The sequence below is a fragment of the Herbidospora sp. NBRC 101105 genome (genome assembly GCF_030269205.1).
Lineage (GTDB): Bacteria > Actinomycetota > Actinomycetes > Streptosporangiales > Streptosporangiaceae > Herbidospora > Herbidospora solisilvae.
Genome location: NZ_BSSX01000002.1, coordinates 951,466 through 963,774, shown reverse-complemented (window position 1 = coordinate 963,774; position 12,309 = coordinate 951,466). Strand labels below are relative to the sequence as shown.

Sequence of the window (12,309 nt, the reverse complement as noted above, 5' to 3'; positions counted from 1 at the left end):
GATCCATCCTCTCGTGCGGCGGAAGCGGTGATTTGGTGCAAAGCAGGCATTACCCCTAAATCGGGCGGGGCAGATCACTCGCGGAACACTTCGAAACGGGGGAGAACCGACCGTGAGTCAGTCGAGTCAGTCGATGCACGAAGAGATCATCTCCAAGCTGGGCCCGCAGGGGATCCAGCAGATGGCGTCCCTGCTGGGGACCGACGCCGAGTCCGCCAAGCCGGCCATCCAGGCCTGTCTGGCCACCGTCATCTGCGGCATGGCCCGCAACTGCGGCGAGCCCAAGGGGGCCCAGTCGCTGCGTGCCGCCATGGACGACCACTCGGCCGCCGAGCCCTTCCGGGACATCGCCGCCCTGGCGAACGACCAGGACGGCCAGCGCATCCTGGCCCACGTCCTCGGGGTTCCCGGCAGCCGTCAGGCCGCCGAGGGCATCGCCCAGTTCATGGGCATGAACTCGGGCGCCGTCACGAAGATGATGGCCATGGTCGCGCCGATGGCGATGGCCATGATGGCCCAGCGGATCGACGCCAACCACATGGACGCCACGGCGATGGCCCGTGAGCTCCGCCGCCAGGAGTCGGCGATGAGCACGAGCAGCTTCGGCGACATGCTCAGCGGTGTCCTCGGCAAGATCTTCGGCGGCGCTCAGGCGCAGGGTGGTGCCAAGCCGAAGAGCAAGCCGCAGCGGGGCCAGCGCGTCTAACGCTCCGCCAGCACTATCACCTTGTCACCGGCCTCGAACACGAGCTCGGCCGACTTGGCAGGGTTGAGCACGACGCCGAAATGGGGGGCCTCGCTGACGCGGGCCGCCCGCCGGTAGCCGATGGCCGTCTCGCCCCTGCGGCGGGCCGACTCGATCACCGTCGCGAACGTGACGGGACGGCCTTCGGTGATGTAGTCGCTCGCCGGTCGCGGATAGATCTCCGAGCCGCGCGAGTCGAAGAGGTAGCCGAACACCTCCGACAGGTGCCGGTTCTCGGCCAGCTGCGCGAGCAGCAGGCCGATGACGGTGTCGCTGATGACGATGTCGTCGGCCTCGGTCACCTCGGCGAGCGCGCGGTTGTTCTCGTCGTGCATCTCGCTGACGATCGAGTACCGCTCGTGCATGACGGTCTGCATGTCGCGCAGTTGCAGCAGCGACATCAGCGTGCGCGTGTCGGCGTGGTGGGGTTCGAAGCGGTCGTCCGACAGGACGATGACGTGCTGGTAGAGGCCGACGCTGAGCGATTCGAGGGCGTAGCGGTCGGTGGTCTCGCACTCCTTCACGTTCAGCGTGAGGTTGCGCAGCCCGCCCAGGCCGGCGCCCGCGTCGGGATGCCCCGCCGCCACGTCGAGCACCGACCCCGGTGCGACATAGCCGTCGAGGTAACGCACGATCGTGCCCGCGCGGCCGTTCCATCCGAGCACCAGTGTGCGCTCGGGTTCCAGCCTGGTACGGCCCGCGCGCACGATCGCCGTCTCGTCGACGGCGGCCGGTCGCGCCGCGAGGTCGATCGTGGAGTCGTCCTGGGCGATGACGATGACGTCGTCGCCTTCGGCGATGACCGTCTCGGTGGACGGGTTGAGCTCGACGCCCGTCGCCCGCCTCAGGCCGATGAGGGTGGCGTTCTCGAACGCGCTGAGCGCCTGGCCGTAGGTCCGGCCCGTGAGCGAGGGCAACCGGCGCAGATAGATCTCGCCGTCGTCGAAGTTGAGCAGGTCCATGCAGACCACCGACATGCCCGACTGGCGCGACGACTGCACGATGAGCCGCGCGGCCGTGTCGTCGGAGTCGACCAGGTGCACGCCGGGCCCGCCCGCCAGCCGCGCGGCGGCCATGTTCCCCGAGTCGGCGATGGCGGCGACGACCGGCGGATGGTCGCCCCGGCGCTTGGCCAGCGCGAGCAGGGTCTTGATGACGTGGGCGTCGGGGTCCTCCCCCGAGGGGGACAACACGACGATCGACCGGGCCGCCCCGAGGTTCATCAGGTCGAGGTCGGCCGACTCGGTGGGACGGCCGGTCCGGCAGACGACGCGGACCCGGCCGGTGTCGGGGATACGGTCGCGGAGGTCGTCCTCCATCGAGACCTTGTCCTTGTCGGCGAGGATCGCGATGACCGACTTCTGCTCCCGGGCCTTCACGAGCTCGGCGACGATCGTGAAGACCTGGTCGGACCAGCCCAGGATGACGGTGTGCTGCGACTCGATGATCCGCGACCGGCCCTTGCGCAGGTCTTCGACCTTGGTCTTGAGCCCGGCCGAGAGCAGGCCGACGAACAGCGAGACGAAGAACAACCCGCCGAGCGAGGCGGTCAGCATGATGGCCAGATAGGGCGCGGTGCCCTGGTCGGAGGCGATCTTCCCGGGGCTGAGCGTGCGCATCAGCGAGGCCCAGAGCGCGCCGGGCACCCCGTTCTCGATCTCGCCCGGCGTCAGCCAGACGGCCAGCATCGCGGCCGCGACGATCAGCGCGGCGCAGAACGCGGCCAGCCAGCCGATCAGTGCCCCGGTGCCCCGCGACATGGTGTTGTCGAACCAGTACCGCGCCCTCTCGCGCACACTCGCCTTCGCCACGTGGCCTCCCCGCCGCCGATCAACCCGGACAAGGTACTCCTCATGACCATCAGCCCGCATATCGGTTGACAAACGTTGAAAACGACTTCGGGACTAAGGTGGGCTGACGTGACCGAGCTCATTCTCGCCTCCGCCTCCCCGGCCCGCCTCGGCGTTCTGCGCGCCGCCGGGCTGGAGCCCAAAGTCATCGTCAGCGGCGTGGACGAGTCGGCGATCACCGCCCCGACCCCGTCCGACCTCGCCCTCGTCCTGGCGAAAGCCAAGGCCAGAGCGGTCGCCGAGACGGTTTCCGGACCGGCCCTGGTGATCGGCTGCGACTCCGTGCTGGAGCTCGACGGGGTGGCCTACGGGAAACCCGCGTCGACCGGCGAGGCTACGGAACGGTGGCTCTCCATGCGAGGCCGAACCGGCCGCCTGCTGACCGGCCACAGCGTGATCGACGTGACCTCGGGCCGCGAGGCGGCCGAGACGTGCGCGACGACCGTACGCTTCGGCACCCCGTCCGAGGCGGAGATCGCCGCCTACGTGTCCAGCGGCGAACCGCTGCGGGTCGCGGGGGCCTTCACGCTCGACGGGCTGGGCGGCTGGTTCGTCGAGGGCATCGAGGGAGACCACGGCAACGTGCTGGGCATCTCGCTCCCGCTCGTCCGCCGCCTGCTGTCCGAACTGGGCGTCGAGGTCACCTCGTTGTGGACGCGGAGTTAGCGCGGTCTTCAGGCGGCGTGGGCCTCGAACCACACCGAACCAAGGTCGTGCCCGGCCGTGAGACGGACGTCGGCGTCGAGCGCCGCCGCGAGAAGCCGGAGCAGCGCCACCGTCGGCGCGGTGCCGCCCTCTTCGATGCACTCGATCTCGTCGGCCGTCATTCCGGCTCGTTCGGCCAGTTCCGGCACCGACAGGCCGAGCTCGTTGCGGCGGTCGTAGAGGGCCTTGCCGAAGGCCAGGGCCTCTCTGATGGCGATCCGCTCAGGGTCCTCGGGCTGTTCCTCGGGACGGACCCATCGGGTGTGGAAGCCGGTCATCACACCTGCCTCTCGAAGATCTCGACGGCGCGCCCGTGGTGGTCGCGCTCGCAGATCTTCTGCGCCCGCACCGCCCGGTCGATCTCACGTTGGTCGTGCTGCCTGGTCTTGCGGAAAACCGTGAGAAGCACGATCTTCCCGTCGGTGGTACACCAGTACGTTACCCGGATCGCCATCCCGTGAAGACGGACACGGAGTTCCCAGACCGGCCCTTCCAGATGGTCCGACCACGGGCCTCCCAGGGAGCTGCCCTTCTCCGCGAGCAGCCCCGCCACTTCGTCGACCCGCTTGTAGTCGCCGTCGCTCAGCGCCGTGAGCCAGGCCCGCACCTCGGCTTCGATCTCGAACCCGTACACGGACCGGAACTTTACTCAGCGTAGTGGATCGGTCGCGAATCGGCGTCGGCGCAACCGTACAAGTCGGTAGATCGCGGTCAGGGCCTGGATTCGCTAGCCTCGCCCTCATGGTCGGTGGTGGGCCGGTGCGCAGGCAGGCCGGTGGGTTCTTCGATGGTGTCGGCTGTTATCTGCGGGGGATCGGGTGGATGGCCCGGCATCCCCGCTGGTGGTTGTTCGGGCTGATCCCGGCGTTGATCGCGTTCGCGGTCTTCGCGGGGCTGCTCGTGCTGCTGGCCGTCAACGCCGCCGACGTCGCGGCCTGGATGACGCCGTTCGCCGACGACTGGGGATGGCGTGACCTCTTCCGCACCCTCGTCGGGGTCCTGCTCGTCATCGTCGGGGCCGTGTTGTCGATCGTGTTGTTCACGGCGGCTTCGCTGGCGATCGGGGAGCCGTTCTACGAGAAGATCTCCGAGCAGGTCGAGGAGAGCCTCGGCGGGCCCGTCCACCACGACGACACGCCGCTCGTGCTGGGGATCCTGCGGTCGGTCAAAGACAGCCTGATCACGCTCTGCTACGTGCTGATGTTCACGATCCCGCTGTTCGTCCTGGGGTTCGTGCCGGTCGTCGGGCAGACCGTCGTGCCGGTGATCGGGGCGCTCGTGTCGGGATACTTCCTGACCGTCGAGCTCACCGCGCTGGCCATGGAGCGCCGTGGGGTGCGGCGCAAGTACCGGTTCGCCGTGGTCAAGGCGAACCGGGCCATGTCGCTCGGGTTCGGCACCGCCGTCTTCGTGACGTTCCTCGTCCCGTTCCTCGCGATCGCGGCGATGCCGTGCGCGGTGGCGGGGGCGGCGATGATGGTGCGCGACCGGATGCTAGTTCAGGGGCCGGGGCAGCCGGCCTTCCAGCCGCCGCCGCGCGGCCTGTAGTTCCGCGATCCCCTCGTCGATCAGGCCGATCCACCTGCGGATCGCCTCGGGGGTGGGCTCGCCGTCGAGCTGGCCCATCAGGTCGCGGACGGCCGTCAGGCGCGGTTCCGGCGTGCGGCCCAGGTTGGCCATCAGGCCGGCGGTGGCGATCTGGCGGTTGGCGTGGTGGCGGGTGAAGCCCCAGCGCTGCCGGCAGTAGTCGTCGAACCCCGCGTAGGTGGCGCGGTAGAGCCGCAGGTCGCGGATGCGGGTCAGCGCCTGGCCGACCCGGCCGAGCCCGCCGACCCCGGCCGCCTCGATCTCGGCCTCGGCCTCGGCCAGCGCGGCCCGTTCGGCCGGGGAGAGCGACGGCCTGGCCACCACGCCCCCGGCGAGCCGTTTGAGCACCTGGCCGTGGCACGGCCCGGGGACGCACCAGCACCCGAGGGCCTTGCCGCGCAGTTCGGGGACACGCGCCAGCAGTTCGGGCCGCCCGGTCAGGTAGGACTCGAAGCGCCGCAGCTGCTCGCCGCGCAGCACGTCGTCCTTCTCGTGGGGGTTGGCCCATTCGCTGCGGGTGTCGATGCGGACGTACAGACCGGCGGTTCTCGCCCACGCGATCAGGTTCGGATGCCCGCGGCGGCGGTTCATGCTGACGATGACCGTCTCCCCGGCCAGCAGGCTCTCCAGCCGGGCCCGCTCGTGGCCGGACCATCCCTCGGTGACCGGAACATCTCGCATGCCCGTCAACGCTGCTCCCCTCGACGCACAACCGTCCCATGCCGCGCGGTTCCTTTTGCGGTTTCCAGAGCTATGCCCACAGCGAACACGGTTTTCCACAGCCGGATCCATGTCCGTTTCCCGCGCCCGGCACGCCGCCACGATCGTCCCCATGCCCATCGCCCACCGGCTCCGCCTGTCGTCCCCGGCCGACATCCTGGCGGCCATCCCCTACCTGCTCGGCTTCCACCCCGCCGACAGTCTCGTCGTCATCGGCCTCGAACACGCCGCCGTCCGCGTCGCGACCCGCTGGGACCTGCCGCTGCTCCCCGGCGCGCTCGACGACCTGCGGCCGCTGCTCGCCCGGGAGAAGGCCGACGCGACCGTGCTCGCCGCCTTCGGCGAGGCGGCCCTGACCGCGCCCGCCCTCGACGACGCCGTGCGTTTCCTGGCGGCGGCCGGCGTCGCGGTCCACGACGCGTTACGCGCCCATGAGGGTCTTTACTGGTCCCACCTGCATCCGTGTCCGCCGGGCGGGATCTGTTACGACGCCGCTTCCCATCCCGTCGCGGCCGAGGCGGTGGTGCGCGGCATGGTCGCGCTGCCCGACAGGGCCGCGCTGGAGCACACGGTCGCGCCCGTGACGGGCGCCGCCCGCGCGGCGATGGACCGCGCGACCGAGCGGGCCGAGCGTGAGGTGTGGGGCTGGGTGGAGAAGGCCGACCCGGCCGCCTATCTGGCCGACGGCATCCGCCGCGTGCGGTCGGCGGTCGAGTGTCACGAACGCGGCGGGAGGTTGTCCGACGACGACGCCGCGCGGCTCGGCCTGGCGTTGTGGCTGATCCGGGTCCGCGACGAGGCCTGGACCCTCATCGACGACCACCCCGCCCACGTGACGTTGTGGCGCGACCTGACCCGCCGGTTGTCACCCGGCCTGGTCACCCCGGCGGCGTCGCTGCTGGCGGCCGCGGCCTGGCGGACGGGCGACTGCGCCCTCGCCACGATGGCGCTCGACCGGGCGCTCGCGGCCGAACCGCGCTACACGATGGCGCTCATCCTCACCGAGGCCATCGCCCGCCTGCTGACCCCCGACGACGTCGGCGAACGCATGCCGACACCGGAACAACTCGACCGTGAGATGGGACCGCCGCTGATGAGCTGGTTCACCCCGCTGCTGCGGAGGATCGCCGACCCCGGCACGGCGCGTGCGACAGGGAGATGACGCGCCGCCTCAGGGAACGGCGAAGGGCCGGTTCAGACTCCGTCGGCCTGGCGGCGGCGTTCGTTGTAGGCCCTCATCCGGGCCGGATAGCCGGTGAGCTGCACGTCGTAGACGGGCAACCGCAGATCGCGGGCGACCTTCTTGATGACGGCGGGGGAGCCCACGCGGCGGCGGGTCCATTCGCCGTCGTGGGCGACCGCGACGGCGGTGGTGTCGGTGGCGAAGGTTTCCGGTTCGACGTAGAACTCCACGCCGATGCGGGACTTGGCGAACTCGATCAGTGACTCGATGTCCTGATCGGTGGCCTCCCGGTCGAAACGCTGCACTTTCGGACCCCGGTTACGCCGCAGTCCGTAGCGGTCACGCCATCTCATACCCCTTGTATACCGTCCGATCGGGCGGCGCGCGTCCCTCTGGGAGATCTCCGGGGCGCGTCGGGGTCATCCCCGATTCTTCGGTGTGACGGTGTCGGCCAGGATGGGAAGAGGCAGACTCGAAAAGACACGTTTCTTCGCAGAAGGGCAGGGTTTCATGGCGACGTCGTTCTCACCCGCAGCGCCGGGGCGCGGACCCGTGCCACCCGCCCACCTCCGCGTCAGCGACGCCGACCGCGAGCAGGTCGTCGAACACGTCAAGCTGGCCTACGCCGAGGGGCGACTCGACAAGGACGAGATGGACCTGCGGCTCGACCACGCCATGACCGCGCAGACCCACGCCGACCTGGCGCCCGTCATGGCCGACCTCTACAACCGCGTGCCCACGCTGACGGCGTACCCGAAGCCCCACGACGAACCGGCCCGCGCCGCCGACGGCACCGACCGCGTGGCGGGCGCCGCCGCCCACCTCATCACCCTGACCGGCCTGTTCGTCGTCGGCCCGCTCATCATGCTGCTGACCGCCGGCCGCACCTCGCCCTACGTCCGGCGGCACGCCATGGAGGCCCTCAACTTCCACCTGACGGTCTTCGGCGCCACCATCCTGCTGCCGTTCACGATCGTGGGCGTCGTCCTGGTGCCGATCTGCTGGGTCCTCGGCATCGTGTTGTCCATCGTCGGCGGCGTCTCGGCCCTGGCCGACGGCGACTTCCGCTACCCGCTGACGGTCCGGCTCATCAAGTAAGAGCTGCTGCTCCGTTACGGCTCCGCCCACCCCGGCACCCCCCGCCGCCTCCGCCCCGCGCCGCACGAGACGCCACCCGGCCGCGCCCGCCCCGCGCCGCGACGGGCAGGTGCCGCGACAGCGTGACCCGCAGGGGGCCTGTCAGGCGGGAGGCAGCAGGGCGCGGACCGCTGAGACCGTGTCGGCGTCCTCCGCGCGCTTGTCGGGCCGGTAGCGCAGCACCCGGGCGAAGCGCAGCGCCATGCCCCCCTCGTAACGCGTCGACCGCTGCACCCCGTCGAAGGCGATCTCGACCACCTGTTCCGGCTTGAGCGGGACCGTCCACTCCGTGGTGGGCCCGTCGGCGAGTTCGAGGAAACGTTCGGTCTGCCACGCGAGCAGTTCGTCGGTCAGGCCCTTGAAGGTCTTGCCGAGCATCACGAACCCGCCCGTCTCCGGGTCGTAGGCCCCCAGGTGCAGGTTCGACAACTTCCCCTCGCGCCGCCCGTGACCCCACTCGGCCGCCAGCACGACCAGGTCGAGGGTGTGCCGGGGCTTGACCTTGATCCAGCCCGCCCCGCGCCGCCCGGCCGCGTAGGCCGTCGCCGGGGCCTTGACCACCACGCCCTCGTGGCCCTTGCGGACCGCCTCGGCGAAGAACTCCTCGCCCTCCTCGGCGTCGCCGGTGACCAGCCGGGGCGTGATCAGCGACGCCGGGACGGCGGCCGTCAGGGCGGCGTGGCGCTCGGCGTCGGGCAGGTCGAGCAGGTCGGCCCCGTCGACGCGCAGGGCGTCGAAGAAGAAGACGCTCAGGGGCACCTCGCGCGGCCCGACCTTGGTCGCCACCCGGCTGGCGGTCACCTGGAAGGGCAGCGGGGTGGCGTCGTCGCGCAACGCGATGACCTCGCCGTCGAGCACGATGTCGGTCGCCGTGAGGCCGCGGACCGCCTCGACCAGTTCGGGCACCTGCTCGGTGATGTCGTCGAGGGTGCGGGTGAACACGCGCACCTCGTCGCCCGACCGGTGGGCCTGGACCCGGATCCCGTCGAGCTTCCACTCGATCGCCGCCGGGCCGCCGATCTTCTCCAGGGCCGCCGTCACGGTGGGGGCGCTCTGGGCCAGCATGGGGGCGACCGGGCGGCCGACCTCCAGGTGGAAGTCGCGCAGCGCCGTCACGCCGCCAGCGAGCGCGGCCGCCCCGACGGCGGGCAACCAGCCGCGGAGCATGAGCGCGCGGCGCACCTCGGCCGAGGGGACGTCGGCGGCCTTGGCGATGGCCTCGATCATGACGCCGTCGAGCGCGCCCTGGCGGAGCTCGCCCGTCAGCAGGCGGCTCAGGAAGGTCTGTTCCTGGCGGGTCGCGGCGCCGAACAACTCGGTGACGAGGGCACGCCGGGCGGCCTGCGAGCCGGGGCCCGACTGGGCCTTGATGCGTTCGAGGAAGGCGTCGATCTGGGTGAGGGTGGCGGTGGCGGCCAGGCGCGGTTCGGGGAGGTCCTGGAGGGAGCGCCAGCCGACGCCGATCTGGCGCTGGGGCAGCTCGCCCGACAGGTAGGCGATGGCGATCTCGGCCTCTTCTGGGCCCACCCGGGCGAGCAGTTCGGCCAGGTGGCGGATCTTCGCCAGCCGGGCCGAGTCGGCCGCGACGGCGGCGGAGGTCCTGGCAAGATCGATCAGCAACACACCGTAATCCTGCCGCACCGGCCCCGCCAACGCCACGGCCCGGTGCCCTCGCGGGGACCGGGCCGTGACGAACGGGCGAACGTCAGCTCACGTCGAGCAGGTCGACGACGAAGATCAGGGTCTCTCCGGGCTTGATGGCCCGGCCGGCGCCCCGGTTGCCGTAACCCAGGTGCGGCGGGATGGTGAGGCGGCGGCGTCCGCCGACCTTCATGCCGGCCACGCCCTGGTCCCAGCCGGCGATGACCCGGCCGCCGCCGAGGGGGAACTGGAAGGTGTCGCCGCGGTTCCACGAGGCGTCGAACTCCTCGCCGGTGGAGAAGGCGACGCCGACGTAGTGCACGCTCACGGTGTGCCCCGGCTTGGCCTCAGGACCGTCGCCGACCACCAGGTCGACGATCTCCAGGTCGGCGGGCGCCTTGCCCTCCGGAAAGTCGATCTCGGGCTTCTCGAGTGCCACGTGGGTCTCCTTGTTTCAAGGCGCGCCGTTCGGTTCGCCCGGACACGCCGGCCGGAGTGACGCGCCGCCCCCGACCGGCCGCCGACCGCTCTGCGGGCCGGACCGCACGACTCTACCGGCACCCCCGAGCGCCCCGCCGGGCGTGTCGCCCGTCGGGGTCACCGGCGCTTGGTGCCCGTGTCCGCCTCGGCGTCCTCGGGACGGCGCTGGGCCGGGATCTCGTGCTCAGCGGTCGTCCCGTCGGTGGTCGCGTCGGTGGTCGTGGGCGGCACCGGGCCGGCGCTCGGCGGGCGCTCGACGACGACGGTGTCCGCGGGGGCCAGGCCGCCCTGGAGGATGGTCTGCGCCCGCTCCCAGACGCCCGCCGTCACCAGGACGTCGTAGCGTCCGGCCACGATCGAGTTGCGGGAGGTGAAGTCGCGGACGCCGCCCTGGAACATGTGGCTGGTGAAGCCGAACGCCGCCCCGGCGATCGCGCCCCACAGGATCGACCACAGGACCAGCGCGACGAAGGAGGTGGTCGTGGTCGTGAACAGCCCCAGGAACAGGCCGACGACGAGGCCGAAGACCCCGCCGCTGACGGCCCCGGTTAACGCCGCGCGGCCGTTGGTGAGGCGGCCGGTGACCTTCTCCTCCATGCGGAGGTCGGTGCCGACGATGGCGAGTTCCTGGACCGGGAAACCGGCGTCCGACAGCGTGTCGACGGTCTTCTGGGCGGCGGTGTAGCGGTCGTAGCTGACGAGCAGGCGCCGGTCCGCCAGAGGCATGGCCGGGCCGTGCGTGGGCGTTTCGTACATCAGAGCCTTCTCCTCAGAGTTCGTGGTGGAAGACCCGCCCTCTACCCGCACGGCCCGTCAAATCACCAGCTCTGGTGGAGCGGCATGCCCTCGCTGTAGCCCGACGCGCTCTGCACGCCCACGACCGCCCTCTCGTGGAACTCCTGGAGGCTGGTCGCGCCGGCGTACGTGCAGGAGGAGCGCAGGCCCGCCACGATGGCGTCGATCTGGTCCTCCACCCCCGGGCGGGCCGGGTCGAGGTACATGCGCGAGGTGGAGATGCCCTCCTCGAACAGCGCCTTGCGGGCCCGGTCGAACGGGGTGTCCTCGGCGGTGCGCAGCTTGACGGCGCGGGCCGAGGCCATGCCGAAGTTCTCCTTGTAGCGGCGGCCGTCGGCGGCGGTGCGGGTGTCGCCGGGCGACTCGAACGTCCCGGCGAACCACGAGCCGATCATCACGTTGGACGCCCCGGCGGCCAGCGCGAGCGCGACGTCGCGCGGGTGCCGCACGCCGCCGTCGGCCCACACGTGGCGGCCCAGGCGGCGGGCCTCGCGGGAGCATTCGAGCACGGCCGAGAACTGCGGGCGGCCGACGCCGGTCATCATGCGGGTGGTGCACATCGCGCCCGGCCCGACGCCGACCTTGACGATGTCGGCCCCGGCCTCGACCAGGTCCCTGACGCCCTCGGCGGTGACCACGTTCCCGGCCGCCACCGGCACCCCCGGGTCGAGGGCGCGCACCGCCTTCAGCGCGGCGAGCATCTTCTCCTGGTGGCCGTGGGCGGTGTCGACGACGAGCACGTCGGCCCCGGCGTCGACCAGTTCCTTGGCCTTCGCGGCGACGTCGCCGTTGATGCCGACCGCCGCCGCGATCCGCAGCCGGCCCGAGCCGTCGACCGCGGGCTGGTAGAGGGTGGCGCGCAGCGCGTTCGTGCGGGTCAGGACGCCGACCAGCCGGCCCTCCTCGTCGACGACCGGGGCCAGCTTGTGCCGCCGGTCGTGCAGCAGGTCGAAGGCCGTCTGCGGGTCGATGCCCTCGGGCAGCACCTGCGGCGAGGGCGTCATCACCTCGCCGAGCTGGGTGAACATGTCGACCCCCTGGCAGTCGGCCTCGGTGGCGACCCCGACGGGCCGGTTGTCGAGGTCGACCACGATGACCGCGCCGTGGGCCCGCTTGGGCAGCAGGGTCAGCGCCTCGCCGACGGTGTCGTGGGCGGTGAGGGTGATCGGGGTGTCGTGGACGAGGTCCCGGCTCTTCACCCAGGAGATCACATCGGAGACGACGTCGATCGGGATGTCCTGCGGGATGACGGTGATGCCGCCGCGCCGGGCGACCGTCTCGGCCATGCGGCGGCCGGCGACGGCGGTCATGTTGGCGACCACGATCGGGATGGTGGTGCCGGTGCCGTCAGGGGAGGACAGGTCGACGGCGAGTCGCGACCCGATGTCCGACCTCGATGGGACCATGAAGACGTCGCTGTAGGTGAGGTCGTACGGCGGGGTCATGTCGTTGAGGAATCGCACGTC

Annotated in this window: 14 protein-coding genes; 5 read left to right on the top strand and 9 right to left on the bottom strand. The window is 71.3% G+C overall.

Annotated features, from left to right (window positions below):
* The first annotated feature begins 133 nt into the window (after positions 1–133).
* The gene (locus QSK34_RS13215; RefSeq protein WP_268903145.1) at positions 134–706 is read left to right on the top strand and encodes a DUF937 domain-containing protein; all 573 of its coding nucleotides are present in this window, start codon (positions 134–136) and stop codon (positions 704–706) included.
* Here the strand turns inward: QSK34_RS13215 and QSK34_RS13210 are convergent.
* A complete protein-coding gene (locus tag QSK34_RS13210) occupies positions 703–2,556 on the bottom strand; it encodes a CASTOR/POLLUX-related putative ion channel (protein WP_285583674.1) in 1,854 nt (617 codons plus the stop codon). The genes QSK34_RS13215 and QSK34_RS13210 overlap by 4 nt on opposite strands.
* Positions 2,557–2,664: 108 nt before the next feature.
* Between QSK34_RS13210 and QSK34_RS13205 the strand changes: the two genes are divergently transcribed.
* Positions 2,665–3,261, top strand: a complete 597-nt coding sequence (locus QSK34_RS13205; RefSeq protein WP_285583672.1) for a Maf family protein — start codon at positions 2,665–2,667, stop codon at positions 3,259–3,261.
* Between the two features lie 8 nt (positions 3,262–3,269).
* Here the strand turns inward: QSK34_RS13205 and QSK34_RS13200 are convergent, their stop codons facing one another.
* Positions 3,270–3,578 (bottom strand): helix-turn-helix domain-containing protein, encoded by a 309-nt coding sequence (locus tag QSK34_RS13200; RefSeq protein ID WP_285583668.1) that lies wholly within the window; start codon positions 3,576–3,578, stop codon positions 3,270–3,272.
* Positions 3,578–3,934 (bottom strand): type II toxin-antitoxin system RelE/ParE family toxin, encoded by a 357-nt coding sequence (locus tag QSK34_RS13195; RefSeq protein ID WP_285583666.1) that lies wholly within the window; start codon positions 3,932–3,934, stop codon positions 3,578–3,580. The genes QSK34_RS13200 and QSK34_RS13195 overlap by 1 nt, the downstream gene beginning before the upstream one ends.
* Positions 3,935–4,041: 107 nt before the next feature.
* Here QSK34_RS13195 and QSK34_RS13190 point away from each other — a divergent pair, with 107 nt between their 5' ends.
* A complete protein-coding gene (locus QSK34_RS13190) occupies positions 4,042–4,848 on the top strand; it encodes an EI24 domain-containing protein (protein ID WP_285583664.1) in 807 nt (268 codons plus the stop codon).
* Here QSK34_RS13190 and QSK34_RS13185 read toward each other — a convergent pair.
* Complete coding sequence (locus QSK34_RS13185) at positions 4,795–5,568, bottom strand: DUF4326 domain-containing protein (protein ID WP_285583662.1); 774 nt, start codon at positions 5,566–5,568, stop codon at positions 4,795–4,797. The two genes, QSK34_RS13190 and QSK34_RS13185, sit on opposite strands and share 54 nt — an antisense overlap.
* A gap of 109 nt (positions 5,569–5,677) precedes the next feature.
* Here QSK34_RS13185 and QSK34_RS13180 point away from each other — a divergent pair, with 109 nt between their 5' ends.
* Positions 5,678–6,769, top strand: coding sequence for a DUF4192 domain-containing protein (locus QSK34_RS13180; protein ID WP_285583659.1), 1,092 nt, complete (start codon positions 5,678–5,680; stop codon positions 6,767–6,769).
* Between the two features lie 32 nt (positions 6,770–6,801).
* Here QSK34_RS13180 and QSK34_RS13175 read toward each other — a convergent pair whose 3' ends face one another.
* On the bottom strand, positions 6,802–7,143 hold the full coding sequence (locus QSK34_RS13175) for a hypothetical protein (protein ID WP_062334982.1): 342 nt from the start codon (positions 7,141–7,143) through the stop codon (positions 6,802–6,804).
* A gap of 199 nt (positions 7,144–7,342) precedes the next feature.
* On the opposite strand from QSK34_RS13175, the gene QSK34_RS13170 reads away from it, so the two are divergent.
* Complete coding sequence (locus QSK34_RS13170) at positions 7,343–7,888, top strand: DUF1707 and DUF4870 domain-containing protein (protein ID WP_285583656.1); 546 nt, start codon at positions 7,343–7,345, stop codon at positions 7,886–7,888.
* Positions 7,889–8,029: 141 nt separating this feature from the next.
* On the opposite strand, the gene QSK34_RS13165 is transcribed toward QSK34_RS13170, so the two are convergent.
* The 4 genes from QSK34_RS13165 to QSK34_RS13150 form a co-directional block, all read right to left on the bottom strand.
* Positions 8,030–9,550, bottom strand: coding sequence for an ATP-dependent DNA ligase (locus tag QSK34_RS13165; RefSeq protein WP_285583653.1), 1,521 nt, complete (start codon positions 9,548–9,550; stop codon positions 8,030–8,032).
* A gap of 82 nt (positions 9,551–9,632) precedes the next feature.
* Positions 9,633–10,007 (bottom strand): FKBP-type peptidyl-prolyl cis-trans isomerase, encoded by a 375-nt coding sequence (locus QSK34_RS13160; protein ID WP_285583651.1) that lies wholly within the window; start codon positions 10,005–10,007, stop codon positions 9,633–9,635.
* 158 nt (positions 10,008–10,165) lie between these two features.
* Positions 10,166–10,804, bottom strand: coding sequence for a YflT domain-containing protein (locus QSK34_RS13155; RefSeq protein ID WP_285583648.1), 639 nt, complete (start codon positions 10,802–10,804; stop codon positions 10,166–10,168).
* A gap of 62 nt (positions 10,805–10,866) precedes the next feature.
* On the bottom strand, positions 10,867–12,306 hold the full coding sequence (locus QSK34_RS13150; protein ID WP_161478800.1) for a GuaB1 family IMP dehydrogenase-related protein: 1,440 nt from the start codon (positions 12,304–12,306) through the stop codon (positions 10,867–10,869).
* Positions 12,307–12,309: the final 3 nt, after the last annotated feature.

Excerpts from the sequence above, each read along its gene's own strand:
- QSK34_RS13175 (WP_062334982.1), bottom strand. The coding sequence starts at position 7,143 with ATGAGATGGCGTGACCGCTACGGACTGCGGCGTAACCGGGGTCCGAAA.
- QSK34_RS13190 (WP_285583664.1), top strand. The coding sequence starts at position 4,042 with ATGGTCGGTGGTGGGCCGGTGCGCAGGCAGGCCGGTGGGTTCTTCGAT.
- QSK34_RS13200 (WP_285583668.1), bottom strand. The coding sequence starts at position 3,578 with ATGACCGGCTTCCACACCCGATGGGTCCGTCCCGAGGAACAGCCCGAG.
- QSK34_RS13155 (WP_285583648.1), bottom strand. The coding sequence starts at position 10,804 with ATGTACGAAACGCCCACGCACGGCCCGGCCATGCCTCTGGCGGACCGG.
- QSK34_RS13185 (WP_285583662.1), bottom strand. The coding sequence starts at position 5,568 with ATGCGAGATGTTCCGGTCACCGAGGGATGGTCCGGCCACGAGCGGGCC.
- QSK34_RS13215 (WP_268903145.1), top strand. The coding sequence starts at position 134 with ATGCACGAAGAGATCATCTCCAAGCTGGGCCCGCAGGGGATCCAGCAG.
- QSK34_RS13180 (WP_285583659.1), top strand. The coding sequence starts at position 5,678 with ATGTCCGTTTCCCGCGCCCGGCACGCCGCCACGATCGTCCCCATGCCC.